The following is a 26,082-nucleotide window of genomic DNA, read 5'->3' on the forward strand; positions in this document are numbered from 1 at the left end:
ATCCTCTTGTTTTTAGAACGCGGAGGGATGAAAGCGGTCGATGCCGAGATCGCTGATGCGGGTCTGGGTGCCGCCATTGACGATCAACTCCGCCATGACGGCACCGGCTCCGGGACCGAGCTGGAAACCGTGCAGCGAGAAGCCGAACTGGTGATAGAGCCCCTTGTGGCGGGAGCTTGGCCCGAACACAGGAATGTCGTCCTTCATCTTCGCCTCGATGCCGGCCCAGGCGCGGACGATGGTCGCACTGCGCATCACCGGAAACAGCTCGAACACGGTCTGCGCGCTGGTCGCAAGGCTCTTCCAGTCCAGCACCGTCTCGTTGCGGTCCTGATACGGCGTGGCGAGATGGCCGCCGCCGATCAGCACGGTGCCATTCTTGAACTGCTTGAAGGACAGCTTTCGCCCGCGCAGGATCACGACGGGGTCGATGAAATGCGGTACGCGCGAGGTGATCATCAGCATCGGCGCCACGGTCTCGACCGGGACGGGCTCGCCGAGATCAGCCGCGATCTTGCCGGCCCAGGCGCCGGCGGCGTTCACGAGCACCGGCGCGGCGAAGGTTTCCATGCCGGCATCGACATGCCAGAGGCCGTTACTGTAGCGGATGTGGCTGGCGGCGACGCCCTCGCGCACGATCGCGCCGAGCTGCTGGGCCTTGCGGCGGAACGCGGTGGTCGTCTGCGCCGGATTGGCGGCGCCGTCGCGGCGTGAGACCACGCCGCCGGGACAGGTCTCGGCGACCGCCGGCACGAGGCACCGCAGCTCAGCCGCATCGATCAGCTCTTCATGGGTAAAGCCGAGTGCATTGAGCTCGGCAACGCGCGCGCGGCAGACCGCAAGCTCCTCCTCGTTCTCGGCGACCAACACCTGGCCGTAGCTCTCGAAGCTGCAATCGTCGTCCAGGAGATCGTTGATCTTCTCCCAGATGCCCATCGAACGGATCGAGAGCGGGATTTCGGGGATATGCCGCGCAAGCTGGCGCACGCCGCCGGCATTGACGCCGGAGGCGTGGCGGCCGGCATAGTCTTTCTCGATCAGCACCGGCTTCAGACCGGCAAGACACAGATGCAGCGCGGTCGAGCATCCGTGGATGCCGCCGCCGACGACGATCGCATCCACGTTCATGGTCATCCGCGCACCACGGCCTTGACGTCGTCCTCAGTTTTCGGGACTGCGGCAAGCTCGGCGAGCGTGATCGGCTTCACCGGCGCGCGAAGCCGGTAATAGCCGATCTCCTGCGGAGTCTTGCCGCGCGCCTGCGCCATCAGCTCGGTGACGGTAAGACCGCAGAGCCGGCCCTGGCATGGGCCCATGCCGGTGCGGCGATAGGCCTTGAGCTGGTTCGGCCCGGTCGCGCCGATCGCGACGGAATCGAGAACGTCCTTCGCGGTGACCTCCTCGCAGCGGCAGACAATGGTGTCGTCAGAGGGAATGCGGAATTGCGATGCGGGGCGAAACAGCGTGTCGAGGAAGGGGCGGCCGCGCTCGGCCTTGGCGAGATCGGAACGGAGCGCCGCCATCGTGGCAAGCTTTGCAGCAGCCGCGGGCGCGAGTGCTTCCACCGCCGCGCGCGCCGCGATACGGCCACGCACCACGGCAGCATTCGCACCGCCGATGCCGGCACCGTCGCCGGCGACCGCAATGCCCGCGACCGAGGAGTTACCGCCTGCATCGAGGACCGGCGACCAGCAGAGTTGCAGATCGTCCCACCGATGTTCGATGCCGGCCGCCATCGCCAGGTTGACGTTGGGCACGACGCCCTGGTGCAGCAGCAGGAGATCGGCAGGAATGGTCTCGCGTTTGCCGCCGGCGACATAACTCACACTGGCGAGCTGGCCCTCACCGGACGCAGAGAGCTCTGTGACGCCGGAGACGACCTGCACCTTCGCCTTCACCTCGCGCATCATCACCAAGCCCTTGGTGAAATAGGGCGAGGTCAGGAAAGCGAAGGCGTGCGGCAACGCCGCGAAATAATTTCGGCGCTCGGTCGTGTCGAGAATGCGGTCGATGCGGCCGCCGAGGCGCAGGATCTGCGCGGCGAGCAGCCACAGCAGAGGCCCCTGCCCAGCGATCACAGTGCGTCCGTCCGGCACCAGCCCCGACGACTTCAGCATGGTCTGCGCCGCCCCCGCGGTCATCACGCCCGGCAGCGTCCAGCCGGGAATCGGAAACGGCCGCTCCAGCGCGCCGGTCGCCAGGATCACGCGCTTGGCCTTGACGAAGGCGGACGCGCCGCCGGTCGAGACAGCGATGTCGAGATTGCGGTCGAGGCTCCAGACAGTGGCGCGATGGATCACCTCGGCATTGCTTGCACGTAACGCTTGGACGAGATCGGCGCCAACCCAATAGTCGGCACCGAGCTGGTTGCGATCGGTCACCGGAGTCGAGGAGATGGCGCGAAACACCTGGCCGCCGGGACCGATATTCTCGTCGAGCAGAAGCGTCGTGAGACCGGCTTCGGCGGAGGTCGCGGTGGCGGCAAGACCGGCGGGGCCGGCGCCGATCACCACGACGTCGTAGTCTTCGCGCTTCGGAGCCACACTCATCTTCCGATCTCCCGCCTGCCCTTCTGGATCTCGACCTGCATGCCCTCGGCGACGGGCACGAGGCAGCCCTGGCGGTTACCGACGCCATCGATGGTGACGAGGCAGTCGAAGCAAACGCCCATCATGCAGTAAGGCAAACGCGGCGCACCGCTGACCGCCGTAGATCGCCGTGCATCGCGACCGGAGGCCAGCAGTGCGGCGGAGACGGTGTCGCCCTGGCGCGCCGCGACGGCGACGCCGTCGACGAAGATCTGCACCTGCGGGCGTCTGTCCTGTTCGGATCGTCTAAACATGGGATGCCTCTTGGCTCCTTCAGTAACTCTAGTAACCGCTGTCGTTCGCGGCGCCCGCGCGACCAAAACGGCTGGCGGAGAACGCGCCGACCAGCTCCGGCTCGAGCGCGCCTTGCGCAACCATGCGCGCGATCTCGAAGGCGTGGTTGGAGGCGAGGGTCACGCCGGAATGGCAGCAAGCGACGAAAGCGCCGGGATGCGTCTCCGACTGGTCGTAGATCGGAAAGCCGTCCTGGGGCATGACGCGGATGCCGGACCAGCTCCTGACGACGTTGAGCCGCGACAGATGCGGAAACATGCGCTGGGCACGGTCGGCCATCACGCCGCTGATCGGAGGCTTCAGCGTACGATCGTCCAGCTCGTCTTCCTTGCTGTCGCCGATCATCACCGTGCCCTCGTCGGTCTGGCGGATCGTGGTCAGCGGATGTGGCAGGAAGGGCATGGTGCGCTCGGTCACGACAACCTGGCCGCGGGTCGGTCCCATCGGCGCATAGAGTCCGACCATCGGCGCGAGCGCCTGGTTGGCATTGCCTGCGGCGAGCACGATTTTGGCGGCGCGCAGCTCGCCCGTCGGGGTGGTCAGGCGGAATTCGCCGCCGCTTTTGCCGATCGCCGAGACCGGACGCTCCGGAAAATAGTCGATGCCGAACGCCTTGAAGCCGGTGTGGAAGGCACGGAAGGTGCGCAGCGAATTGACGTGGCCGTCAAGCGGGCAATAGCTGCCGCCGGATACTTCGGGCCCGATCAGCGGCAGTGACTTCTTCACTTCAGATGCCGAGAGCATCTCCATCTTGTAGTCGGCCGCACCGGTCTGATTGTGCATGCGCTTGACCAGCTCGGTGCGCTGGCCGAATTCGTCCTCGCCGAGCGTGAGATGAAACCCGCCATTCTGCTGGAGAGCAACGTCGAGCCCGGTCTGCTGCTTCAGCTCGAAGGCAAGCCGTCCCCACGCCTGCGAGGCCTGCACGGTCCAGATCGTGTAGGCCGGCATGCCGAGCCCCTTGCTCTGCACCCAGACCAGCGCAAAGTTCGCGCGCGAGGCGCGCTTGGTGATGTCGCCTTCGTCGAGCACGGCGACGCTCTTGCCGAGCCGACCGAGGCCCCAGGCAATGGCGGAGCCGAGCAATCCGCCACCGACAACGGCGACGTCGTATTCAATTCGCATAGTCTCTCCTATCGTCCCGTATCGCCCTTGCCGGCGAGCACGCGGTCGAGGCCGTAGAAGCGGTCGAGCAGAATGAGGGCGGTCATGGTCACAGCGATCACGCAGGCCGACACCGACGTCACCAGCGGATCGATGTTGTCCTGGATATAAAGGAACATGCGCACGGGCAACGTCTCGGTGCCGGGCGCCGCGAGAAAGACGGTCATCGTGAGATCGTCGAAGGATTGGATGAAAGCCAGCGCCCAGCCGCTGATGACGCCGGGCAGGATCAGCGGCAAGGTCACGCGGCGGAATAGCGTCCAGCCGTCAGCGCCAAGCGAGACCGCGGCCATCTCGACCGTGCGGTCCATGCCGGTCGCGGCGGCCAAGGTCAGCCGCAGCGCGAACGGAAACACGATGATGACATGCGCGATGATCAGCGCGGCGAAGCTGCCGCCAAGTCCAGCTGATGTAAAGAAGCGCAGGAAGGCGATGCCGAGCACGACATGCGGGATCATCAGCGGCGACAGGAACAGTGCCGCCAGCGCATCACGGCCACGGAAGCGGTACCGCGCGATCGCCAGCGCCGCCGGTACCGCAAACAGTAGCGCCATGAAAGACGAGAGCGCGCCGAGGCCAAGGCTGACCCAGAAGGCGTGGATGAACTCGGGATATTGGGCAATCGTCCTGAACCAGCGCAGCGAAAAGCCGTTGGTCGGCAGCGACAGGAAGCCCTCGGGCGTGAAGGCGACGAGGCAGACTACGAGGATGGGCGCCACCATGACCACGACGAAAATGGTGTGGAAGATCAGCGCGAGCGGGCCGTTCCGTCTCATCGGAACACCTCCGCATAACGGCGCTCGATCAGCGCATTGCTGCCGACGACGATCAGCACCAGCGCGACCAGCAACAGCGTGGCGACGGCGGCGCCGAGCGGCCAGTTCAGCGTGTTGAGGAATTCGTCATAGGCGAGCGTCGCTGCGACCTTGAGCCGGCGGCCGCCAATGATTGCGGGCGTCGCGAACGCGCTGGCCGAGAGCGAGAACACGATGATCGCGCCCGACAGCACGCCCGGCATGATCTGCGGCATGATGATGCGACGGATGATAGTGACCGGACCGGCCCCGAGCGACATCGCGGCGTTCTCGATCTGCGGGTCGAGCCGCTGCAGCGCCGCCCACACCGACAGCACCATGAACGGCATCATCACATGCGCGAGCGCGACCACCATGCCGGTTTCGGTGAACATGAAAGGAATCGGTGAGCGGATCGCGCCGAACGACATCAGGAGCTTGTTGACCAGACCGTTGTTGCCGCCGAACAGCAGCGCCCAGCCGAGCGTGCGCGCCACCACGGAGATCAGGAGCGGCCCGAGTATGACCAACAGGAAAAAGCTCTTCCAGCGGCCGCTCATGCGGTTCAGGATGTAGGCTTCGGGCGCGCCGAGCACTGCGGTCAGTAGTGTGGTCAGGATCGCGATGCGAAAGGTCCGCCAGAACATCTCGGCGTAATAGGGGTCGGTCGCGATCTCTTTCCAGTTCTTCAGGATGAAGACCGGTTCGATACCCTTGTACTGACCCCAATCGTGGAACGACAGCATCACGGTCATCGCGAGCGGAATCAGCAGCACGCCGACGAACAGCATCAGGGCGGGCGCCGTCAGCGCCCAGGGCGCACGCGCGCCGCGTTCCTCGGCGACCGCGCTCATGCGCCTGCCCTCGCGCGCACGCTCATGTCTTCGGGCCGCCAGGTCAGGCGAACCGCCTCCCCCTCGGCCGGCTGCGCCGTGCCGTCATTCTGGCGGATCACGATCGCCGGGCCGCATTCGCTGTCGCACTGGAACAGCCAGTGATTGCCCTGGAAGATTCGTGTGACGATCTTTGCACTGAGGCCGGCATCGCCGAATCCGATTCTTTCCGGACGAATGCTGATCGTGACTGCACCGTTCAGCCCAGCCGGGGCCGGCGCGCTCCAGGAGCCCGCCACCAGCTGCGAAGGCGTCACGGCGCGGTCGATCGTTCCCGCAAAGTCGTTAGTCTTGCCCAGAAACTGCGAGACGAACGCCGAGGCCGGTCTCTCATACGTCTCTTGCGGCGTGCCGATCTGCTCGATCTTGCCCTGGCTCATCACCACGATGCGGTCGGACAGCGACATCGCCTCGTTCTGGTCATGGGTGACCAGGATCGTCGTGGTGCCAATGGTGCGCTGGATCTGGCGCAACTCGATCTGCATCTCCTCCCGCAGCTTTGCGTCGAGATTGGACAGAGGCTCGTCGAGCAGGAGCACGCTCGGCTTGATCACCAGCGCGCGCGCCAGCGCGACGCGCTGCTGCTGGCCGCCGGACATACGGCGGGGATGCCGATCCTCGTAACCGGCAAGGCCGACCATCGCGAGCGCGGCACGGACGCGCTCGGCCCGTTCGGCGCGCGGCACGTTGCGCATCTCGAGGCCGAAGGCAACGTTCTCGGCCGCCGTCATGTGCGGAAACAGCGCGTAGCTCTGGAACACGATGCCGAGCCCGCGCTTGGCCGGATGGACCGCAATCAGGTCCTTGCCCTCGAGGCGAATCGCGCCCCGCGTCGGATCAAGGAAGCCCGCGATCATCTGCAGCGTCGTGGTCTTGCCGCAGCCGGACGGGCCAAGGAAGGAGATGAACTCCCCCTTCCCCACCGACAGGCTGAAATCGTCGACCACGGTCTGCGCGCCGAATTGCTTTGCGACCCGATCGAGCTCGAGATAGGCCATGCGCTGTCTCCGCTACCGACGATCAGATCAGCGCTCGACCTCGCGATTCCAGCGCTTGGTCCACTCCTCGCGCTTCTCGTTGATGGTGGTCCAATCAGGATTATAGAGCTTGGCCGCGCGCTCGCCGATCGGCGCCATCTTGCCGAGCTCCGGCGGCACCTTCAGCGATTTCAGCACCGGGCCGTAGCCATAGTCCTTCAGCATCACGAGCTGGATTTTGGGATCGAGCAGCATCTTCACGAAGCTGGAGGCCAACGGCGAGGCATTGGGCTTGTTGATCGGACAAGCTGTTGTCAGCAGCGTAGCGGCGCCTTCCTTCGGATAGACGAAGTCGACGGGGAAGCCGGTATTGGCAAAGCTCTGCACGCGTCCCGTGCCCCACACCGCGATCACGGCTTGGCCCGACTGGAACAGCTCGGTCATCTTGCCGGGCGAGGGCTCATAAGCCAGCACGTTCGGATTGATCTCTTCCTTGAAGATCTTGAAACCGGAATCGACGTTGGTCTCACCGCCGCCGTTCATCTTCGACAGCATCACCAGCGCCTCGAGGCCGTAGGTGTTGTTGATCGGCGGGATCACCAGCTGCTTGGCGTATTTCGTGTCTTTCAGATCGTTCCACGAAGTCGGCGGCGCCCAGCCTTTCTCCTTGAACACCTTGGTGTTGTACATCAGACCTGTCGCGACGATGCCGATCGCCACGGCACGGTCGTCCTTGAAGTGCGCGGCCTCATACAGATCGGTCGGCAGGCCATCGAGCTTGCCGCAGAAGCCGAGCTGGATCGCCTGGTACATCGGACCGTCATCGACGATGGCGACGTCGATCTGCTGATTGCCCTTCTGGGCCTGAAGCTTGGCCAGCGTGTCAGTGGAGTTGCCGGCGACGTATTCCACCTTGACGCCGTTCTCCTTCTCGAAGGTCGGGATCACCTCGTCGCGAATGGTCTTCTCGAACGAGCCGCCATAGCCGGCCACATAAAGCGTCTTTTGCTGAGCCGAGCCGGCCGTCGGGGCGGCGATGAGCGCGACGATGCTGACCGCTGTGAGAAGGCTGAGAGTCTTCATGTGGTCCGATCTCCAATCTGCCGAAAAAGCGGGCTGTCTGCAGTCCTGATGAAAAAGATCGCAAACCTATACTTCCATCGTCCAATGAATAATGGCACCATCTACATGCCAAAATGTTATGAATGGAAGTCGGGATGGCCCGGATCAATTCGCGGCAGGTAGAGGCTTTTCGGGCGACGATGCTGACCGGCAGCGTGACCGAGGCAGCGGCACTGATGAAGGTGACGCAACCGGCGGTCAGCCGATTGCTGCGCGACTTGCAGGCGCTGCTGAAGATGGAGCTGTTCGAGCGGCGCGGCACCGGGCTGGTGCCGACCGCCGCGGCAATGGCGCTCTACACCGAGGTGGAGCGCTCCTTCGTGGGTCTCGAACGCATTACCGCCGCCGCCGAGGAAATCCGCAGCCGCCGCACCGGCTCGCTGCGCATCGCCGCGCTACCAGCTCTGGCGAACGGCTATCTGCCGCGGCTCACCGGTCACTTTCTAAAAGAGCGGCCGAATCTCAATCTCGCCTTCTTCGGCGTGATCTCGCCGATCGTGGTCGATTGGGTGCTCAACAACCAGTGCGATGTCGGCTTTGCCGAGGTGCCGATCGCACATTCCGGCTTGCCGAGCATGAAGTTGCCGGCACCTGCCCGCGTCGCGGTGCTGCCGACAGGTCATCGTCTCGCGGAAAAAGAAGTGCTGGAGCCGCGCGACTTCGAAGGCGAGACATTCGTCTCGCTATCGGCGGGGTCATCGAGCCGACATCTCGTCGACCAGGTCTTCCATCATCACGATGTCCGCCGCGTGCTGCGCGTGGAGACTGCGTTGTCCGAGATCATGTGCGGCCTGGTCTCCTCAGGACTTGGCGTTGCGATCTGCGATCCCTTCACCGCGCAGGAGTTTTCCACCCGCGGCGTCGTCGTGCGCCGCTTCCTGCCGCGCATCGACTTCGAATTCTCGGCAGTGTTTCCGGCGCAGCGCAGTCCCTCGCCGGTGGCGTTGGATCTGGTCGAGACCGTGCGCAAGTCGCTGGCTGAATTCGACGATCAGCCCGCGCCGGGATAATCGAACGCTTGCATGGATAAGGCTGATCTCTTACCTGAGGGCATATGGCACGCATCACCATCATCGAGACCGGCGAGGTTCCGCAGAAATACCGCGAGCAGCACGGCTCGTTTCCCGACATGTTCGAGCGGATGGTCCGAGCCGAGGATCCGACGGCGACCGTGGACGTCGTCAGCATTCCCAATGGTGACGAGCTGCCCGATCCAAGCAAGCTCGAGTCTGTGCTGATCACCGGTGCGGCCGCCGGCGTTTACGACGGGCACGACTGGATTGCGCCGCTGGAGGAATTTGTGCGCACCGCCTACGCCAACAAGACGCCGATGGTCGGCGTCTGCTTCGGCCATCAATTGATCGCGCAAGCGCTCGGCGGCACGGTGCGCAAATCCGAGAAAGGCTGGGGCATAGGCCGCACGTCTATCAAGTGCTGCCGGAGAACGGCGTCATCGAGGGTGAGGCGGTCGCGATCGCCGCCTCACATCAGGATCAGGTAATCGAGCCGCCTGATGACGCGCTGACGATCCTTTCGTCAGAGTTCACCCCGCACGCCGGCCTGCTCTACGCCAACGGCGCGACGCTGACGGTGCAGCCGCATCCGGAGTTCGACGTCGAGTTTGCGCAAATTTGCTGCGAGCTGCGCGACGGCAAGGCGCCGGATGATGTCGTGGCCGCGGCGAGGGACTCTCTCGCCCAGCCGCTGGACAGCGCAAAGCTGGGTGGCGCGATTACGCGGTTTCTGGCGCGGCGCACCTAGCTACGAAGCTGCGGCACGCTCCTCTTCCCTTCTCCCCTTGGAAGAGGAGAGCGTGAAGCAGCATCACTCGTGGGAAGCTCAGAACGGGTCCGTTCCCAATCCCGGCACATCCGCCGGCCGCGGCCCTGGCGCGGGCCAGTGAAACCGGCGATCCTGCTCCGCAATTGCGATGTCATTGATCGAGGCCTCGCGCCGCCGCATCAGGCCGTGCTCGTCGAACTCCCACTGCTCGTTGCCGTAGGAGCGATACCATTGGCCACCGGCATCGTGCCATTCGTACTGGAAGCGCACCGCGATGCGGTTTTCGTCGAAGGCCCAGAGATCCTTGATTAGCCGATAGTCCTGCTCCTTCTCCCATTTACGGGTGAGGAACGCGACGATGGCCTCGCGGCCCTGGAATACTTCCGAGCGATTGCGCCAGCGGCTATCCTCGGTGTAGGCGAGCGAGACGCGCACCGGATCGCGCGAATTCCAGGCGTCCTCGGCCATGCGCGCCTTTTGCGCGGCAGTTTCTCTCGTAAACGGCGGAAGCGGCGGGCGCGACATGATGGCCTCATCGGTTTGGGAGCCGCAATCTATCCCTGCATACGATGGAGTCGAGAGGCGATCGCCTATCGACCGATCACGAAACCAAATCGGCCTTCATCAGCGTACGGATCGATTTCGGGATCGGCTGCGCCCGGCCGCCGCTGATGAAGGCGACGCGCACCTCCGCTTTCACCAGCACGTCCTCGCCGCGGCGCACCTCTTGAGCCAGCATGATGGAGGCGCCCTTCACGGCGATGGGCCAGGTCACGACGTCGAGAACGTCGTCCATCCGCGCAGGCTTCAGGAAGTCCAGATGCATCGATCGCACCACGAAAGCAAAGCCGGCGCCTTCGGTTTCGGGCTGGTCGAACAACGCCTGCTGCTCTGCGCCCATCAGCCTGAGATGATTGGTACGCCCACGTTCCATATAGCGCAGATAATTGGCATGATAGACGATGCCGGAGAAATCCGTGTCCTCGTAATAGACCCGGACCTGCATGTGGTGGCGGCCGTCGCGGATCTCGCCGTCGAGATGAGCTGTCACGTCGGAAGCCTCTTCGCTTATCGCTACCGGTCCGTTTTGCGCAAAAACGGCCGGCCGCGCAAGCGCGGCTAGGACAAAGTCGGCATGGGTGCCCGCCCCAAATTCACCTCCACGATTTCTGGCGGCACGCCGACGCGGACTGGAAAGATGCTGCAACCGAGCCCGCCGGAGACGATGACATCGCATTTCAGCCGAAAGTGGCCATAGGCAAGGCGGAGGCCGTGCTCCCGCGACACGGCCGGCGACCAGCCGAGCAGGCGGATCTGGCCGCCATGGGTATGGCCGGACAATTGTAGCGCAACGCGAGCGGGCACGCGCGGCGCGATATTCGGTTCATGCGCGAGCAGGATAATCGGCGCGTCATCGGTGACCTTGGCAAGGGTCGCACTGAGATCGTCGGCGCCGAAGTGCCCCGTGCTCCGGGAGCGCCGTGCCGGCAGAAAGGCGAGCTGGTCGCCAAGACCGGCGAGCCAGAACGGGCGGCCCTCCTTGGCAAGGCGGATGGCGTCATTCTCGTAGACGGGAATGCCGGCCACTTCCAGCGCGCGGTGCGCAACCGTCGGTCCGTACCCGATTTGCTGCGCGGTCCTGTCGGACCAATAGTCGTGATTGCCCATGACCGCATGAACGCCCAGCGGGGCCTTGAGGCCGGCCAGCACCTTGGCCCATTCGTTCGCAGGGATGAAGCGCGTGACCTGGTGAAGACCGGCGACGTAATCGCCGAGCAGCACGATGAGATCGGCGTTCAGCGCATTAGTTCGGTCGACGATGGCCTCGATCCGTTCCAGCGACATCCAGGGATCGCAGGCATGGATGTCGGCGATCGCGGCGATCTTCAGCGGAAAGTCCGCCGGCCATTGCCGCGGCGTCAGTTGATAGCGGGTTACGCGGAGCCGAAGCACCGGCTCGACGCCGACGCCATAAGCGGCGGTCGAGACGCCAAGGGCCGACAGGCCGCCAACGGAACGGATGAGATGACGACGCGTGATCATGGAAGCCCGATGGTGATGCAGCGTCTTGATGATATCCGATTGGAGCGGAATTGGGGTGCGTACGTGCAGATCATCTGCATCGCCGTGCAGACCTCCGCAAACCTTGCCGGGAGTTCATGATGGCGGCCGTACCCGTGCGGTCGCGCGGACTAGTCGTCGTCGTCCTCGGTGCCGAACAGGCCGAACTGGGCCGCGGAATCGCGCGAGGGCTCGGCAATGCCGAGATGGCGGAAGGCGTGCGAGGTAAGCAGGCGGCCGCGCGGGGTGCGCTGGAGATAGCCGCACTGAATGAGATAGGGCTCGATGATGTCCTCGATCGCATCGCGCGGCTCGGACAGTGCCGCCGCCATCGTCTCGACGCCGACCGGGCCGCCGCCATAGTTCGTCGCGATCGTCGTGAGATAGCGGCGGTCCATCGCGTCCAAGCCTGCGGCGTCGACCTCGAGCGCGCTGAGCGCGTGATCGGCGATCTTGCGATCGATCTTGTCGGCATTCGCAGCCGATGCAAAATCGCGCACGCGACGCAGCAGCCGGCCCGCGATGCGTGGCGTACCACGGGCGCGGCGTGCGATCTCGTTGGCGCCGTCGGCACTCATGCCGACATTGAGCACGCGCGCACCGCGGGTGACGATGCTCTCCAATTCCTCGATCGTGTAGAAATTCAGCCGAACCGGAATGCCAAAGCGATCGCGCAAGGGATTGGTGAGGAGGCCGGCGCGCGTGGTGGCGCCGACCAGCGTGAACTTCGACAGCTCGATCTTGACCGAGCGCGCCGCGGGGCCTTCACCGATGATGAGGTCGAGCTGAAAATCCTCCATCGCGGGATAGAGCACCTCCTCCACCGCGGGACTGAGGCGATGGATCTCGTCGATGAAGAGCACGTCGCGCTCTTCGAGATTGGTCAGCAATGCCGCGAGATCGCCGGCCTTGGCGATCACAGGACCTGACGTGGCGCGAAAGCCGACGCCGAGTTCTTTCGCCACGATCTGCGCCAGCGTGGTCTTTCCGAGACCGGGGGGACCGACGAACAACACATGATCCAGCGCCTCGCCGCGCTTGCGCGCCGCCTCGATGAAGATCGAGAGATTCTTGCGCGCCTGCTGCTGGCCGACGAAATCGGACAGCGACTGCGGCCGCAGCGCGGTATCGCCGACATCGTCGCTGCGGCGCTCGGGCGAGACCATGCGGCTGGACTTGGGGTCGCTCACTTCGAGAGCTCCTTCAGACCGAGGCGAATGAGCTGCGCCGTCTCTGCGCCTTCGCCCGCGCTGCGCGAGGCCGATGCAATCGCGGCAGCTGCTTGCGGCTGGCCGTAGCCGAGATTGACCAGCGCGGAGATAGCGTCCGCGACGGGACGCGGCGCGCGCTGATCGTCGACGGCGCCGGCGAGATGCACGACGGCGGGATCGACATTGGCGAAAGCCGGCGCCTTGTCCTTCAGTTCGGTGACGATGCGCTCGGCAACCTTGGGGCCGACGCCGGGCGTGCGCGCCACCGCGGCCTTGTCGCGCAGAGCAATCGCGTTGGCGAGATCGGCCGGCGACAACGTGCCGAGCACGGCGAGCGCGACCTTGGCGCCGACGCCCTGCACGGTCTGGAGCAGGCGAAACCATTCGCGCTCCTGATCGGTGCGGAAGCCGAACAGTTTTATCTGGTCCTCGCGCACATAGGTCTCGATCGACAACACGGCGGCTTCGCCCGGCGAGGGCAGATGTTGCAGCGTCCGCGCCGAGCAATGCACCTGATAGCCGACACCGCCGACATCGAGGACGACATAGTCCTCACCATAGGAATCGATCAGACCCTTGAGCTTGCCGATCATAATCCCGCGACCTTCAGCCTGAGCGCCGTGCTCTGGCGGTGATGGGCGTGCGTAATGGCGATGGCGAGGGCGTCGGCGGCATCGGCGGACGGCGGCTCGGCCTTGGGCAGCAAGATCTTCAGCATCATCGCGATCTGTTGCTTATCGGCATGACCTGCACCAACCACCGTCTTCTTCACCTGGTTCGGCGCGTATTCGGCGACCGAGATGCCGAACATTGCGGGCGCCAGCATGGCGACGCCGCGGGCCTGGCCAAGCTTCAGCGTCGCGACGCCGTCCTTGTTCACAAAGGTCTGCTCGACCGCGGCTTCCATCGGCGCGTGGCTGGAGAGAACGGCTGAGAGCCCCTCATGGATCGCCAGCAACCGGCTCGACAGCGGCAGATCGTCCGGCGGCTCCACTGAACCGCAGGCGACGTAGACCAGACGGTTGCCGTCGGCCTCGATCACGCCCCAGCCGGTGCGGCGCAGGCCGGGGTCGATGCCGATGATGCGAACGGGTTGGCGAATCGGGAGCGGGGTCATGGGCCAGTGATAGCGGTTGGCCCATGATAGCGAAACAGAAACAGAACAGAAGTCCCAGGGGAAAGGACGTTGCCGCCCTACCCCCCCATCTTCGCAACCAGCGCGTCTGAAATCTCGAAATTGGCGTAGACGTTCTGGACGTCGTCGTGCTCGTTGAGCAGATCCATCAGCTTGAGCAGCTTCTCGCCGGTCTCGTCGTCGACCGCGACCGTGTTCTGCGGCTTCCAGATCAGCGCGGCCTTGCGCGGCTCGCCGAACTTGGCTTCGAGCGCTTTGGCGACGTCGCGATAACCCTCGGTCGAAGCGTAGATTTCGTGGCCGCCTTCACCCGAGACCACGTCATCTGCACCGGCCTCGATCGCGGCATCCAGCACCGCATCGTCATCGGCGACGCTGCGGTCATATTCGATGACGCCCGTACGATCGAACATGAAGGAGACCGAACCGGTTTCGCCGAGATTGCCGCCGGATTTGGTGAAGAAGGAGCGAATATCGGAGGCGGCGCGGTTGCGGTTGTCGGTCAGCGCCTCGACGATCACGGCGACACCGCCCGGGCCATAGCCCTCGTAGCGGATCTCGTCATAGTTCTCGCCGTCGCTGCCGAGCGCCTTCTTGATGGCGCGCTCGATATTGTCCTTCGGCATGTTCTCCTGCCGCGCGGCGATCACGGCGGCGCGCAGGCGCGGGTTCATGGCCGGATCGGGCGTGCCCAGCTTGGCCGCGACGGTGATTTCCCGCGCCAGCTTGCCGAACAGCTTCGACTTCTGGGCATCCTGCCGCCCCTTGCGGTGCATGATGTTCTTGAATTGGGAATGTCCGGCCATGCGTGGTCTCTTGGTCTCTTTGGAATCGTCCGCCAGCGAGCGTGGGAAGCGCGGCGTTATAGGCCGCCACCCCACCGGAATGAAAGAGGTCTTTGGCGCCACAGGGTATCACTGTAGTGGCCGGTGCCTAGATGTCAGGCAACGTTAACCGTGACTTCATTTCGGTCGGCGAAAATAACGCCCACCCATCTCCCGACAAGAGTGACCTGATGGCGTTTGCATTATTTCGGAAGCGTCCGCCGGAAACGGCCGCGCCTGCGACGGCCCCACAGGCTGCGCAGCCGGCGGCCCATTCCGAGCCGGCCCCCGCCACCGAGGCTGATTCGGCGCGAGAGATCCTGGAACTGCTGGAACTCGAGCTCGGCGCCATGATCCGTCAGCTCGAGCGGGCGGCCAATTCGGTGGCGGGCGGCGCGGAGGCAACGGCGGCCACGCTTGCGGATATCCGCCAGCGCACCGACGCGCTGACCGGGCGAACCAATGCCGCGCAGTCGAACGCCTCGGGCTTTGCCCATGCCGCCGACAAGTTCACCCAGTCCGCCCAAGGCATCGGCGCACAGGTCCGCGAGGCCGGAAAGCTCGCAGACCAGGCCAGCGCCGCCGCGCAGGAAGCCCGCGCCAACGTCGATCGCTTGCGGGAATCTTCGGCCGCCATCGGCAATGTCGTCAATCTGATTGCCCAGATTGCACGGCAGACCACGCTGCTCGCGCTCAACTCCACCATCGAGGCCGCGCGCGCGGGCGAAGCCGGCCGGGGCTTTGCGGTCGTTGCGACCGAGGTCAAGGCGCTCGCGGTGCAGACGCAAAGCGCGACCGAGGAGATCACCAAGAAGATCGACGCGCTCCAGCGCGACGCCGCCGGCTCGGCCGACGCGGTGCATCGGATCTCGCAGGCCATCGAGGCGATCCGCCCGGTGTTCGAGACCGTCAACGGCGCGGTCGCCGAGCAGAACGCCACCACCAGCGAGGTCTCCGACAACGCGACCAGCGCCTCGCAATTCATCAGCTCGGTCGGCGAGAGCGCGGCCGAGATCGATGCCGCGACCAAGGCCGCCGAGACCCATGGCGAGAACGTCGCCAGCGCCGGCAAGGCCGTGACGACCTTTGCGCAGAAGCTGAAATCGCGCTGCGCGGTGCTGCTCAAGAGAAGCGAGCACGATGACCGTCGCAAGACCGAGCGGCTGCCCTGCCATCTCAAATTCGAGAGCGCGCGCGGCGTGCTGCCGGTCTACGAGATCTCAATGGACGGCGTCCTGATCGGCGGAGCGGAAGCAGGCCGGCTTGCATCTCAGGCCATCATCGAGGGCACTCTCGCGGACGTCGGCGCCTGCCGCCTGCGCGTGATCGAGCAGTCCAAGGCCGGCGCCCGCGCGCAATTCGTCAGCCCCGATGCCGGCTTGCGCGAAAAGATCGAAGACAAGCTCTGGTCGATCCACGAGGAGAACACGGAGTTCGTCACCCGCGCGATGGAAGCGGGCACCGCGCTGAGCCGGATATTCGAGCAGGCGGTCGCGCGCGGCGAGATCCGGATGGACGAGCTCTTCGACACGGATTACGTCGAGATCGCCGGCACCAATCCGCAGCAATACCGCACCAAATATCTCGATTGGGCCGACCGCGCGCTACCGCCGTTCCAGGAAGCCTTTCTCGCCAGGGAGCCGCGCATGGCGTTCTGCGCCATGGTCGACCGTAACGGCTTCCTGCCGGTCCACAACAAGATCTATTCGCATCCGCAGCGGCCGGGCGACGTCGCCTGGAATACGGCCAACAGCCGCAACCGCCGCATCTTCAACGATCCGGCGGGGTTGGCGGCCGCGCACAACTTGCGCTCGTACCTGGTCCAGAGCTATGCGCGCGACATGGGCAACGGCAACACGGTGATGATGCGCGAGATCGACGTCCCGATCCGCGTGCAGGGCCGGCACTGGGGCGGATTCAGGACGGCTTACAAACTGTAGTGCACGCTCAGGCAAGACGCCGGGCGCGAATCATCCTGTAAGATCGATATTGGAATGGGAATGCCGCGGTCAGCCGATGAACGGCTCCGCCTGGAGAAACCCGTAACATGTCGCTCGCACAACTTGCAGTCCTGGACACCGGCTCCAACAGGACGCTCGCTGAACGGCTGATCGACCAGCTTGCCGACCGCATCGGCGGTCTCGGCGTTGAGCTGGCCGACGTCGCCGGCAACGTCCAGGAGGTCGCTAACCGGGTCGCCAACCAGTCCGAGCGATTCCACCACCTCCAGAAGACCGCCGAGACCATGGTCTCGGCCAACCACGACATCGCCAATGCATCCCAGGCGGTGCAGTCGACCACGTCGGCGGCCGTGGGCGAGATCGCGCAGTCGCGCAGCGCGGTCGATACCGCGGTCAGTCACATCTCCGAGCTGGTCGCGGCCGTGGAGCGGATCGAAGCGCGTCTCGGCGCGGTCGGCTCGGCGCTGGCGCAGGTCGCAAAAGTCTCCGGCTCGATCGAGGCGATCGCCAAGCAAACCAATCTGCTGGCGCTGAACGCAACGATCGAAGCCGCCCGTGCCGGCAATGCCGGACGCGGCTTCGCCGTGGTCGCCAGCGAGGTGAAGAACCTCGCGGAGGCGACGCGCCAGGCCACGCACCAGATCTCCGATACCGTGCGCGATCTCGACGGCCAGATCGAAGGCCTGATCGGCGAGAGCAGCGATGCCTCGCAGCGCGCCAAGACCGCCGGCGAAGGCGCGCAAGCGATCTCCGGCATCATCTCGCGCGTCCAGCAGGGCTTTGCTTCCGTGGAAGCCGAGATCGACAGCGTCACGCGCGCGGCGAGCTCCAATCTCGGCCATTGCGATACCGTGATCAGCGAGCTCAACGAGCTCGCCAAGGGCGTCGACCTCTCCTCGCGCGATCTCAGGAGCGCCGACCAGCGCGTGACGAAACTGCTCGACACCTCCGAAGCCCTGATCGCGCTGATCGCCGACAGCGGCGTCGAGACGTCGGATGCGCCGCTGATCCGCGTCGTCGTCGATACCGCCAAGAGGATCTCGGCCGAGTTCGAAGCCGCGATCGATCGCGGCGAGATCACGCTCGACCAGCTCATGGACGAGAACTACCGGGAAATATCAGGCACCGATCCCAAGCAGTACACCACCGCCTATGTCGACTTCACCGACCGCGTGCTGCCCGCCATCCAGGATCCGATCCAGAAGTCCGATCCCCGCATCGTGTTCTGCGTCGCCTGGGCCAGAGGCGGCTATTTGCCGACTCACAATCCGAACTATCGCCTGCCGCAGGGCAAGGACCCGGTCTGGAACAACGCCAATTGCCGCAACCGCCGCCTCTTCACCGATCGCGCGGTGAAGAAGGTCGCGGCCAACACAAAACCCTTCCTGCTCCAGACCTATCGCCGCGACATGGGCGGCGGGCAGTTCGTGCTGATGAAGGATCTGTCGTCGCCGATCATGATCCGCGGCAAGCACTGGGGCGCGTTCCGGATGGGATTCCGGCAGGGCTGAGACAAAATCTCGAAAACAACCCCATGCACAGTAGCCAGGGCGTGTGAAATCAATGCCTTAGCGCCTCGTCACGTCCCGGGCCCCGACGAATCCTTGACCTGTCGGGCAAAACAGGCGCATAATGCTATTATTCCGAAATCGGCATGCACTCCTCTTCCCTTCTTCCCTTGTGGGAGAAGGTGGCGCGAAGCGCCGGATGAGGGGTCTCCAGCGGCGGACAAAGCTGCTTCGGAATGAAAGAGGCTCATATGTGGAGACAGACCCCTCACCCGAGTGAGTCTGCGTCTACCGGCGTCGCTACCCTCTCCCACAGGGGGAGAGGGCACAGCAATGTCGGACGTGCTCGCTCAATGTCCAACTTTTCCTGAGCGCACGAATCTTCGTCATCATACGATTTTGCGCGTTCGCACGATGGCCTGCCGCGATCCATGACGCGCATGACGAAAAAGCGTCAAAAAATGACGATTATCATATCAAATAGCTCAAAACCGCGCCACGCATCGCCGCACAAATTCGTGAACGTCATGGCCTGACGCGCTGAACGCGCAGATATGCATTGCTACGAATTTGGAAGCTTCATCGTTTCGCATCGGTATGATTATGCTCGCGTGGAAAATTCGCCGACCCGATCGCCGCGAGCGATCAGGCGAAGAAGGAAATGCATATGGCAACGAAACTTACCATCAACGGCGAAACGAAATCGTTCGACGCGCCACCTGATATGCCGCTGCTGTGGGTGCTGCGCGACATCCTCGGCATGACCGGCACCAAGTTCGGCTGCGGCATCGCGCAATGCGGCGCCTGCACGGTGCATGTCGACGGCAAGGCGGTGCGCTCCTGCGTGCTGCCCGTGAGTGCGGTCGAGAACCGCGCCATCACCACCATCGAGCATATCGGCAGCACGCCGGCCGGCTCAAAGGTGCAGAAGGCCTGGCTCGAGGCCGAAGTAATCCAGTGCGGTTACTGCCAGTCCGGCCAGATCATGTCCGCCGCGGCGCTGCTGGCTTCGACACCCAAACCTGATGATGCCGACATCGATGCGGCGATGGCCGGCAACATCTGCCGCTGCGGCACCTATGTACGCATCCGCGAGGCCATCAAGCTCGCCGCCAACGGCCGCCAGTCGTGAGATCCGCCATGAATGCACACCACGACGTCTCCCGCCGCGCGCTTCTGACCGGCGGCCTCGCCACCGGCTTCCTGCTCGCCTTCCATCTGCCGCTGCGCGCCGCCAACGAGCCGGAGCAGAAGGACGTGACCGACGGCAAATTCGCGCCCAACGCCTTCATCCGCATCGACGAGACCGGCCGTACCGTGCTGATGATGCCGCAGGTGGAGATGGGCCAGGGCACCTATACCTCGATCTCGGCGGTGCTCGCCGAGGAGCTGGATGCCGACTGGAGCAAGGTCGAGGTGCAGCACGCGCCGCCGAACGACAAGCTCTACGGCAATCCGACCTTCGGCCTGCAAGTCACCGGCAACTCCAACTCGATCCGTGCCTGGTGGACGCCGCTGCGCAAGGCGGGCGCCACCGCCCGTGCGATGCTGGTGCAGGCGGCAAGCAGCCAGTGGGGCGTCGAGCCCTCGAGCTGCAAGGCGTCGAAGGGCGAGGTCGCGCATGAAGCGAGCGGCCGCAAGCTCGGCTATGGCGAATTGGCGCATGCCGCGCAGGGCCAGACGCCGCCCAAGGACGTCGCGGTCAAGGACCCCAAGGATTTCGTCCTGATCGGCCAGCCGCTGAAGCGGCTCGACACGCCCGACAAGGTCAACGGCAAGGCGCTCTACGGGATCGACGCGATCCTGCCCGACATGAAGATCGCAGCGATCGCCAATTGTCCTGTGTTCGGTGGCAAGGTCGGCAAGGTCGACGACAGCGCGGCGATGAGGGTCACCGGCGTGCGCAAGGTCGTCGTGCTCGACGACGCCGTTGCCGTGATCGGCGATCACATGTGGGCGGCGAAGAAGGGTCTCGAAGCGCTCAAGATCGCGTGGAACGAGGGCCCGAACGCTGCGATCACGACCAAAGACATCTGGCAGAACCTGCGCGAGGCCAGTGCGAAGGCTGGCGTGGTCGCGAAATCGACCGGCGACATCGCCAAGGCGCTCGCGTCCGGCGACAGGTTCGAGGCAGCTTACGAGCTGCCGTTCCTGGCGCACGCCTCGATGGAGCCTGTCAACGCCACCGTGCGGGTGACGAAGGATTCCTGCGAGATCTGGACCGGCACGCAGATCATGACGCGGGTACAGTCGGAGGCGGCGAAGGCCGCGGGCCTTCCGGTCGACAAGGTCATCGTCAACCAGCACCTGCTCGGCGGCGGTTTTGGTCGCAAGCTCGAGCCTGACATGGTCGTTGCGGCGGTCAGAATCGCAAAGCAGGTCGACTATCCCGTCAAGGTGATCTGGACCCGCGAGGAGGACATCCAGCACGACGTTTATCGTCCTGTCTATCGCGACCAGATCACGGCCTCGCTGGCGGACGGCAAGGTCTCGGGCTGGAAGTACAAGGTCGCCGGCTCGGCCGTGCTGGCGCGCTGGTTGCCGCCGGCGTTCCAGAAGGGCATCGACATCGACGCGATCGATGCGGCAGTCGATGCGCCTTACGACTTCGCCAACTTCCACGTCGAATATGTCCGCGCCGAACCGCTGTCGGTGCCGACAGGCTTCTGGCGCGGCGTCGGCCCGAACAACAACGTGTTCGCGGTCGAATGCGCGATGGACGAGCTCGCGCGCAAGGCCGGCAAGGATCCGATCGAATTCCGCCGGGCCATGCTGACGAAGAATCCGCGCATGCTCGCGGTGCTCAATCAGGTCGCGGAGAAATCCGGCTGGGGCGAGAAGCTGCCGCCACGCGTCGGCCGCGGCGTCTGCGTGCAGCCGTCATTCGCGAGCTTCATCGCGACCGTGGTGGAAGCCGAGATCGACGACATCGGCGAGATCGTGCTCCGCCGCGTCACCTCCGTGGTGGACACTGGCATCGCTGTCAACCCCGACACGGTGAAGGCGCAGATCGAGGGTGGACTGATCTTCGGCCTCACCGCCGCACTCTATGGCGAGATCACCATCGACAAGGGCCGCGTGCAGCAGTCGAACTTCCACGACTACCGCATGATGCGCATTAACGAGACGCCGAAGATCGATGTGACCGTCGTCAAGAGCGGCGAAGCGCCCGGCGGCATCGGCGAGGCCGGCGTCAATGCCGGGCCACCAGCGCTACGCAACGCGATTCTTGCCGCGTCAGGCGTGGCGCTGCGGCGTCTGCCGATCGATCGGACACTGCTGGCTGTGGGGAAGAAGGCATGAGCCGGACAATGCGTATCCTTGCAAGGCTCGTTGTGATCGCCATCGTCGCGGTGGCGCTCGGTGTCTTCATCATCCGCGGACCGGGTCCGCTCGATTTTGCCGGCGGCACGAAGGTGGCGCTGGCGGACTATCGCGCCGGCAAGCCGACCGGCGTGCCGGCCAAGCTGGAGACGGCAAGCCTTGTCGAACGCGGCGAGTATCTGGCGAAGGCAGCCGACTGCATGGTGTGCCACACCAAGCCCGGTGAGAAAGAGTATGCCGGCGGGCTCGCCTTCAAGCTGCCGTTCGGCACGCTCTATTCGACCAACATCACGCCTGACAAGGACACCGGCATCGGCAATTACAGCGACCAGGACTTTTTGAACGCGGTTCAGCACGGCAAGCGCCGTGACGGCGCGCGGCTCTATCCCGCGATGCCGTACACGTCCTACCCCCTCATGACCGACGAGGATGTGCTGGCGGTCAAGGCCTATCTGTTCAGCCTGCCGGCGGTGCGCGTCAAGGCGCCCGAGAACACGCTATCGTTCCCGTTCAACCAGCGCTGGGCGATGACGTTCTGGTCGGCTGTGTTCAATCCGGACACGCGCTTTGCGCCCGATACGTCGAAGAGCCCGGAGTGGAACAGAGGTGCGTATCTGGCGGAAGCGCTCGCCCATTGCGGCGAATGCCACACGCCGCGCAATCTCGGCTTCGCGCTGGATAACCGCAAGAAGTTCGCAGGCGCGATCACAGCAGGCTGGCACGCCTTCAACATCTCCTCCGACAAGGCGACTGGCCTCGGCAATTGGAGCGATGCGGATCTGATCGCGTATCTGTCGCTCGGCCACGCGGCCGGCCACGGCTCGGCCTCGGGCCCGATGGGCGAAGCGGTCGACCACAGTTTCAGCCAGTTCGCGCCGGAGGACATCCGTTCCATCGTCGCGTATTTGCGCAGCGTGCCGGCACAGCCCTCACCCGACCTGCCCGCCACCACGGCGCCGGTCGCGCCTGCCTCTCACAAGGAAGGCATCACGGCGGACGCGCGCGGCAAGAAAGTGTTCGCCAGCGCCTGCGCCAGCTGCCACGGCTGGAGCGGCGAAAGCCCGGTGTCACCGATGGCGACGCTCACCGGCACCTGGGCCGTCAACGACCCCGCCGCCACCAATGTCGCGCAGATCGTGATCTCAGGCACGAAGCGGCACACGCCCGATGGTGCGCTGTCGATGCCGGCGTTCGGCCATGCGTATAGCGACGACGAGATCGCGGCGGTGGCGAACTACGTCACGGCAAGGTTCGGTGCGAAGGGATCGAAGTTGACGGCGAAAGACGTAGCGGAGCTGCGGGAGCAGACGGCGGAGTAGCGCACTGCCATCTGCGGCGAGATTGATGTGCAACGGCGCGCGTCAATCCCTGCCGTCGTCCCGGACAAGCGCGCCCAAAGCGCGCGCCGATCCGGAACCCATACGCCGCGGCAAGAGTTTTGCGAAGATGAGTCATGACAATCTCGCGCGACAACTGTTGCTGCGGCGTATCGGTCCTGACTTTCGCCGGGACGACAGCGGGATTTGCCGCGCGTCTCAACTCAACCAGAACATCGGCGTGGTCGGCTCCAGCCTTCCGCCCACGCGCACCGGCGCGATCTTCAGCGCGAGGCCCGTTGCGTCATCCGTCTCGACCGCGACGCCGCTCAGCGTCGCGGTGCCCGCGGCCGGCTCGAAGCGGCCCGAGGGAATCCCCGAGGTGAATCTCCGCAGCGGCTCTTCCTTCTGCATGCCGATGATGGAGTCGTAATCGCCGGTCATGCCGGCGTCGGTCATGTAGGCGGTGCCGCCTGAGAGGATCTGGTGATCGGCGGTCGGCACATGTGTGTGCGTGCCGACGACGAGACTGGCGCGGCCGTCGCAGAAGAAGCCGACGCCCTGCTTCTCGCTCGACGCCTCACAATGGAAATCGACGACGATGGCGTCCGCAGCAACGCCGAGCGGACAAGCCCCGAGCTCGCGCTCCAGCGCCGCGAAGGGATCGTCGAACGGGGTCATGAAGACGCGCCCCAACGCGTTGACGACGAGCGCGTGCTTGCCGTTCTTGGTCTCGACCAGAGCGGCGCCGCGGCCGGGCGTGCCGCGCGGATAGTTCGCGGGCCGCACCAGGCGCTCGGCGCGCTCGATGAAGACGAGCGCCTCACGCTGATCCCAGGAATGGTTGCCCAAGGTCACCGCATCGGCGCCGGCGTCGAGAAACTCCTGGTAGATCGCCTCGGTGATGCCGAATCCTCCGGCCGAGTTCTCGCCGTTGACGACGACGAAGTCGAGCGACCAGTCCTTGACCATGCCGGGCAGATATTCGGCGACGGCGTTGCGCCCGCTACGGCCGACGACATCACCTACGAAGAGAATGCGCAACTTCAGAACTCCGGAAATCGAACACGTCCGATTCCGTTAGCACATAATCCAGCGCGACGTCGTGGGCCAATGCTGGAACCGCCTTGATCTCCTGCGCTGCAAAAGCCAGCCCAATGCCGACGATGTGCTTGGCTTTGCGCAAATGCGCGAAGGTGACATCGTAATGCCCGGCACCGTAACCGATGCGATGGCCGAGACGGTCGAACGCAGCGAGCGGCGTCAGCATGATGTCGGGGGCGACTTCGGCGGCCGCCGGCGACGGCTCGGGAATGCCGAGCGGGCCGAGCATCAGGCGGTCGTTCGGATGGAAGAGGCGGAAGATCAGCGACTGGCCGCGCGCGGTAACGCAGGGCAGCGCCAGCTTTGCGCCCTCCTCCGCGAGCTTCTTCAGCAGCGGCATCGGGTCGATCTCGCTGCGGATCGGCGAATAGCCGGAGACGATGCTGCCGGGCAGCAGCTTGAACGGCAGCCCGCGCTCGGCGAGTTTTGTCGCGGCGGTGGTGCGCTTCTTCTCGCTCAGCGCATCGCGCGCCGCGAGGGCCTTGGCGCGGAGTTCGGATTTGCTGTTGGGCATGTGCTGGTCCCCAAGGTCATCACCCGCCTTGTGCGCAACGCGCACCGGAGCGGTCGATCCAGTATTCCAGAGGCGGTCGTGATCACACAAAGGCCGCGGCGTACTGGATGCCCCGCCTGCGCGGGGCATGACACCACCTGCTAAACTGGCCGCAGTCGTTCAACAGGCACAAACCAAGCAAACAAAAGTGCGAAGCCGCGGACGCCGTTGAAGCACTCGATCCCGGAGTTCCCTACGAAAGTAGGTGGGCACCATATGTCCGGGCCCACGGGTCCGGCCAGGGACAGTTCCCTAAAGGATCGATAAGGCCCCGGGGATATATGGCTCCTGACGCGCGTCGCAGCCTCGCTGGAGCAATGTAACAACGATACTGCCGAATCGCTAGAGCGGGTGCGGTCTCGGCGCCCACCTCTCCCCAGCGGGGAGAGGTCGGATTGCTGAGGCGCGCAGTTGCGCGCCTGAGCAATCCGGTGAGGGGCCGCGGCATACAGAGGGACCTTAAGCCCTCACCCGGATCGCATCTTACGATGCGATCCGACCTCTCCCTCCGGGAGAGGTGGGGACCGCCGGGTCGCGATGCTTCGTTCTACCCACGATCACCCGATCGCGATTCCGTTGCCGACCGTGCGGTTCAACACCTGGGTCGATTTCTCGATGCGGTCGGCGGCGGCGTTCAGGGCGTTCACTACGGCCGTCTGCGTCATCCGCGCGCGCTCGACGGCGGCGTTACGGAAATCGCGGAGCTCGGTCAGCTCCTGCTCCATGGTGCGGATGCGGTTGCCGGCATCGACCAGTTCGTCGCACACGGTCAGCGCCGCCATCACGGTGAGGCGCGCATCGCCGATCTCGCCGAATTTTCCGCGCAGCGACTGGATGCGGGTCTCCAGGCTTTCGGCGAGCTTGAGCAGCCGCACCTCCTGGCCCTCCTCGCAGGCCATGCGGTACTGCCGCGCGTTGATGGTGACGTTGATGTGGCTCATCCGTCCTCTCCGGTATCGAGTACCGAGCGTATCGTGACGATTGCGGAATCCAGCCGGTCGGAGATCTCGCGGTTGGTGCGCTCGAGCTTGCGCGCCTTCACCAACGCGCCGTCGAGCTCGTCGGCAAGGCGCGAGCGGTCCGCGCCCAACGCCTGGATTCGGATCGCAAGCTCATTCTCGTCGCGATCGGCGTCGCGCCGTCGCTCGACCGCGCTTTCGAGCGCGTCGAGCGCCGCCGTGAGCCTGCGGGTCGCGATCTCGATCTCGACGGCAGACGACTCCGTCATGGCAGAGCTTTTGGATACGCGATCGTTCATGCAGTCAACGGCGGAACCTGATGGGCTTAAGCCCGTGGCCTTTACCTCGAGAGCTGCCGTCCGGCAAAAGACTCGGTTCGGCAAGCGGTTAGAAGCAGAAATTTACAAAGCAAGCTAGCCGAGCGCAACGCCGCCGCGAAACTATGCACCGATCTTGCGGCATGATCTGGCCGGAAAACCGGCCTCCACTTTGCGCTAACGCGGCCCTGCGGG

At 64.8% G+C, this 26,082-nt stretch carries 25 protein-coding genes, 1 other RNA gene and 1 pseudogene; 7 read left to right on the forward strand and 20 right to left on the reverse strand.

Annotated features, from left to right (window positions below):
• Positions 1–12: 12 nt before the first annotated feature.
• The 8 genes from BM374_RS11600 to BM374_RS11635 are packed head-to-tail and all read right to left on the reverse strand — an operon-like array spanning position 13 to position 7,793.
• Positions 13–1,134: an NAD(P)/FAD-dependent oxidoreductase gene (locus BM374_RS11600; protein ID WP_092292120.1), complete on the reverse strand. Its 1,122-nt coding sequence runs from the start codon at positions 1,132–1,134 to the stop codon at positions 13–15.
• Positions 1,131–2,549, reverse strand: coding sequence for an NAD(P)/FAD-dependent oxidoreductase (locus tag BM374_RS11605; protein WP_092292122.1), 1,419 nt, complete (start codon positions 2,547–2,549; stop codon positions 1,131–1,133). Before BM374_RS11605 ends, BM374_RS11600 begins: the two co-directional genes overlap by 4 nt.
• Positions 2,546–2,842: a (2Fe-2S)-binding protein gene (locus BM374_RS11610; protein WP_092292124.1), complete on the reverse strand. Its 297-nt coding sequence runs from the start codon at positions 2,840–2,842 to the stop codon at positions 2,546–2,548. Before BM374_RS11610 ends, BM374_RS11605 begins: the two co-directional genes overlap by 4 nt.
• 28 nt (positions 2,843–2,870) lie before the next feature.
• On the reverse strand, positions 2,871–4,007 hold the full coding sequence (locus tag BM374_RS11615) for an NAD(P)/FAD-dependent oxidoreductase (protein ID WP_092292126.1): 1,137 nt from the start codon (positions 4,005–4,007) through the stop codon (positions 2,871–2,873).
• Between the two features lie 8 nt (positions 4,008–4,015).
• The gene (locus BM374_RS11620) at positions 4,016–4,822 is read right to left on the reverse strand and encodes an ABC transporter permease (RefSeq protein WP_092292128.1); all 807 of its coding nucleotides are present in this window, start codon (positions 4,820–4,822) and stop codon (positions 4,016–4,018) included.
• Complete coding sequence (locus tag BM374_RS11625) at positions 4,819–5,694, reverse strand: ABC transporter permease (protein WP_092292130.1); 876 nt, start codon at positions 5,692–5,694, stop codon at positions 4,819–4,821. Before BM374_RS11625 ends, BM374_RS11620 begins: the two co-directional genes overlap by 4 nt.
• Positions 5,691–6,731: an ABC transporter ATP-binding protein gene (locus BM374_RS11630; RefSeq protein WP_092292132.1), complete on the reverse strand. Its 1,041-nt coding sequence runs from the start codon at positions 6,729–6,731 to the stop codon at positions 5,691–5,693. The genes BM374_RS11625 and BM374_RS11630 overlap by 4 nt, the downstream gene beginning before the upstream one ends.
• Before the next feature lie 27 nt (positions 6,732–6,758).
• A complete protein-coding gene (locus BM374_RS11635; protein WP_092292134.1) occupies positions 6,759–7,793 on the reverse strand; it encodes an ABC transporter substrate-binding protein in 1,035 nt (344 codons plus the stop codon).
• 134 nt (positions 7,794–7,927) lie between these two features.
• On the opposite strand from BM374_RS11635, the gene BM374_RS11640 reads away from it, so the two are divergent.
• Positions 7,928–8,842 (forward strand): LysR substrate-binding domain-containing protein, encoded by a 915-nt coding sequence (locus BM374_RS11640; protein WP_092292136.1) that lies wholly within the window; start codon positions 7,928–7,930, stop codon positions 8,840–8,842.
• Between the two features lie 44 nt (positions 8,843–8,886).
• Positions 8,887–9,593: pseudogene (locus BM374_RS11645) on the forward strand (type 1 glutamine amidotransferase).
• Positions 9,594–9,671: 78 nt separating this feature from the next.
• On the opposite strand, the gene BM374_RS11650 reads toward BM374_RS11645, so the two are convergent.
• From BM374_RS11650 to BM374_RS11680, 7 genes are all read right to left on the reverse strand, one after another.
• Positions 9,672–10,139 (reverse strand): nuclear transport factor 2 family protein, encoded by a 468-nt coding sequence (locus BM374_RS11650; protein ID WP_092292138.1) that lies wholly within the window; start codon positions 10,137–10,139, stop codon positions 9,672–9,674.
• Positions 10,140–10,215: 76 nt separating this feature from the next.
• Positions 10,216–10,665: a tol-pal system-associated acyl-CoA thioesterase gene (gene ybgC / locus BM374_RS11655; RefSeq protein ID WP_092292140.1), complete on the reverse strand. Its 450-nt coding sequence runs from the start codon at positions 10,663–10,665 to the stop codon at positions 10,216–10,218.
• Between the two features lie 68 nt (positions 10,666–10,733).
• On the reverse strand, positions 10,734–11,657 hold the full coding sequence (locus BM374_RS11660) for a metallophosphoesterase (RefSeq protein ID WP_092292142.1): 924 nt from the start codon (positions 11,655–11,657) through the stop codon (positions 10,734–10,736).
• A gap of 149 nt (positions 11,658–11,806) precedes the next feature.
• Positions 11,807–12,865 carry a Holliday junction branch migration DNA helicase RuvB gene (gene ruvB / locus BM374_RS11665; RefSeq protein ID WP_092292144.1) on the reverse strand — a complete coding sequence of 353 codons (1,059 nt, stop codon included), beginning with the start codon at positions 12,863–12,865 and terminating at the stop codon, positions 11,807–11,809.
• Positions 12,862–13,479: a Holliday junction branch migration protein RuvA gene (ruvA, locus tag BM374_RS11670; RefSeq protein ID WP_092292146.1), complete on the reverse strand. Its 618-nt coding sequence runs from the start codon at positions 13,477–13,479 to the stop codon at positions 12,862–12,864. The genes ruvB and ruvA overlap by 4 nt, the downstream gene beginning before the upstream one ends.
• Entirely contained in the window at positions 13,476–14,003 is a 528-nt protein-coding gene (ruvC, locus tag BM374_RS11675; RefSeq protein WP_092292148.1) for a crossover junction endodeoxyribonuclease RuvC, read from the reverse strand. The genes ruvA and ruvC overlap by 4 nt, the downstream gene beginning before the upstream one ends.
• A gap of 77 nt (positions 14,004–14,080) precedes the next feature.
• Positions 14,081–14,827, reverse strand: coding sequence for a YebC/PmpR family DNA-binding transcriptional regulator (locus BM374_RS11680; protein ID WP_092292150.1), 747 nt, complete (start codon positions 14,825–14,827; stop codon positions 14,081–14,083).
• Positions 14,828–15,036: 209 nt separating this feature from the next.
• Between BM374_RS11680 and BM374_RS11685 the strand changes: the two genes are divergently transcribed.
• From BM374_RS11685 to BM374_RS11705, 5 genes are all read left to right on the forward strand, one after another.
• Complete coding sequence (locus BM374_RS11685; RefSeq protein ID WP_092292152.1) at positions 15,037–16,785, forward strand: methyl-accepting chemotaxis protein; 1,749 nt, start codon at positions 15,037–15,039, stop codon at positions 16,783–16,785.
• Positions 16,786–16,892: 107 nt separating this feature from the next.
• A complete protein-coding gene (locus tag BM374_RS11690; protein ID WP_092292154.1) occupies positions 16,893–18,317 on the forward strand; it encodes a methyl-accepting chemotaxis protein in 1,425 nt (474 codons plus the stop codon).
• A gap of 664 nt (positions 18,318–18,981) precedes the next feature.
• Complete coding sequence (locus BM374_RS11695) at positions 18,982–19,446, forward strand: (2Fe-2S)-binding protein (RefSeq protein ID WP_177248242.1); 465 nt, start codon at positions 18,982–18,984, stop codon at positions 19,444–19,446.
• A gap of 8 nt (positions 19,447–19,454) precedes the next feature.
• Positions 19,455–21,617 carry a xanthine dehydrogenase family protein molybdopterin-binding subunit gene (locus BM374_RS11700; protein ID WP_177248243.1) on the forward strand — a complete coding sequence of 721 codons (2,163 nt, stop codon included), beginning with the start codon at positions 19,455–19,457 and terminating at the stop codon, positions 21,615–21,617.
• Entirely contained in the window at positions 21,614–22,957 is a 1,344-nt protein-coding gene (locus tag BM374_RS11705; protein WP_092292160.1) for a c-type cytochrome, read from the forward strand. The genes BM374_RS11700 and BM374_RS11705 overlap by 4 nt, the downstream gene beginning before the upstream one ends.
• A 216-nt stretch (positions 22,958–23,173) precedes the next feature.
• Here BM374_RS11705 and BM374_RS11710 read toward each other — a convergent pair whose 3' ends face one another.
• The 5 genes from BM374_RS11710 to BM374_RS11730 form a co-directional block, all read right to left on the reverse strand.
• Positions 23,174–23,998, reverse strand: a complete 825-nt coding sequence (locus BM374_RS11710) for a TIGR00282 family metallophosphoesterase (RefSeq protein WP_092292162.1) — start codon at positions 23,996–23,998, stop codon at positions 23,174–23,176.
• Entirely contained in the window at positions 23,976–24,572 is a 597-nt protein-coding gene (locus tag BM374_RS11715; RefSeq protein WP_177248244.1) for a 5-formyltetrahydrofolate cyclo-ligase, read from the reverse strand. The genes BM374_RS11710 and BM374_RS11715 overlap by 23 nt, the downstream gene beginning before the upstream one ends.
• A 188-nt stretch (positions 24,573–24,760) precedes the next feature.
• Positions 24,761–24,921: non-coding RNA, 6S RNA (ssrS, locus tag BM374_RS11720), on the reverse strand.
• 247 nt (positions 24,922–25,168) lie between these two features.
• Positions 25,169–25,552 (reverse strand): cell division protein ZapA, encoded by a 384-nt coding sequence (locus tag BM374_RS11725; RefSeq protein WP_092292164.1) that lies wholly within the window; start codon positions 25,550–25,552, stop codon positions 25,169–25,171.
• The gene (locus tag BM374_RS11730) at positions 25,549–25,839 is read right to left on the reverse strand and encodes a DUF4164 domain-containing protein (RefSeq protein WP_092292165.1); all 291 of its coding nucleotides are present in this window, start codon (positions 25,837–25,839) and stop codon (positions 25,549–25,551) included. Before BM374_RS11730 ends, BM374_RS11725 begins: the two co-directional genes overlap by 4 nt.
• Positions 25,840–26,082: the final 243 nt, after the last annotated feature.

Source organism: Bradyrhizobium sp. Ghvi (assembly GCF_900115265.1).
GTDB lineage: Bacteria > Pseudomonadota > Alphaproteobacteria > Rhizobiales > Xanthobacteraceae > Bradyrhizobium.

Coding starts and splice junctions, on each gene's coding strand:
- BM374_RS11600 (WP_092292120.1), bottom strand. CDS start 1,134: ATGACCATGAACGTGGATGCGATCGTCGTCGGCGGCGGCATCCACGGA.
- BM374_RS11605 (WP_092292122.1), bottom strand. CDS start 2,549: ATGAGTGTGGCTCCGAAGCGCGAAGACTACGACGTCGTGGTGATCGGC.
- BM374_RS11610 (WP_092292124.1), bottom strand. CDS start 2,842: ATGTTTAGACGATCCGAACAGGACAGACGCCCGCAGGTGCAGATCTTC.
- BM374_RS11615 (WP_092292126.1), bottom strand. CDS start 4,007: ATGCGAATTGAATACGACGTCGCCGTTGTCGGTGGCGGATTGCTCGGC.
- BM374_RS11620 (WP_092292128.1), bottom strand. CDS start 4,822: ATGAGACGGAACGGCCCGCTCGCGCTGATCTTCCACACCATTTTCGTC.
- BM374_RS11625 (WP_092292130.1), bottom strand. CDS start 5,694: ATGAGCGCGGTCGCCGAGGAACGCGGCGCGCGTGCGCCCTGGGCGCTG.
- BM374_RS11630 (WP_092292132.1), bottom strand. CDS start 6,731: ATGGCCTATCTCGAGCTCGATCGGGTCGCAAAGCAATTCGGCGCGCAG.
- BM374_RS11635 (WP_092292134.1), bottom strand. CDS start 7,793: ATGAAGACTCTCAGCCTTCTCACAGCGGTCAGCATCGTCGCGCTCATC.
- BM374_RS11640 (WP_092292136.1), top strand. CDS start 7,928: ATGGCCCGGATCAATTCGCGGCAGGTAGAGGCTTTTCGGGCGACGATG.
- BM374_RS11650 (WP_092292138.1), bottom strand. CDS start 10,139: ATGTCGCGCCCGCCGCTTCCGCCGTTTACGAGAGAAACTGCCGCGCAA.
- BM374_RS11660 (WP_092292142.1), bottom strand. CDS start 11,657: ATGATCACGCGTCGTCATCTCATCCGTTCCGTTGGCGGCCTGTCGGCC.
- ruvA (WP_092292146.1), bottom strand. CDS start 13,479: ATGATCGGCAAGCTCAAGGGTCTGATCGATTCCTATGGTGAGGACTAT.
- ruvC (WP_092292148.1), bottom strand. CDS start 14,003: ATGACCCCGCTCCCGATTCGCCAACCCGTTCGCATCATCGGCATCGAC.
- BM374_RS11680 (WP_092292150.1), bottom strand. CDS start 14,827: ATGGCCGGACATTCCCAATTCAAGAACATCATGCACCGCAAGGGGCGG.
- BM374_RS11685 (WP_092292152.1), top strand. CDS start 15,037: ATGGCGTTTGCATTATTTCGGAAGCGTCCGCCGGAAACGGCCGCGCCT.
- BM374_RS11690 (WP_092292154.1), top strand. CDS start 16,893: ATGTCGCTCGCACAACTTGCAGTCCTGGACACCGGCTCCAACAGGACG.
- BM374_RS11695 (WP_177248242.1), top strand. CDS start 18,982: ATGGCAACGAAACTTACCATCAACGGCGAAACGAAATCGTTCGACGCG.
- BM374_RS11700 (WP_177248243.1), top strand. CDS start 19,455: ATGAATGCACACCACGACGTCTCCCGCCGCGCGCTTCTGACCGGCGGC.
- BM374_RS11705 (WP_092292160.1), top strand. CDS start 21,614: ATGAGCCGGACAATGCGTATCCTTGCAAGGCTCGTTGTGATCGCCATC.
- BM374_RS11715 (WP_177248244.1), bottom strand. CDS start 24,572: ATGCCCAACAGCAAATCCGAACTCCGCGCCAAGGCCCTCGCGGCGCGC.
- BM374_RS11725 (WP_092292164.1), bottom strand. CDS start 25,552: ATGAGCCACATCAACGTCACCATCAACGCGCGGCAGTACCGCATGGCC.
- BM374_RS11730 (WP_092292165.1), bottom strand. CDS start 25,839: ATGACGGAGTCGTCTGCCGTCGAGATCGAGATCGCGACCCGCAGGCTC.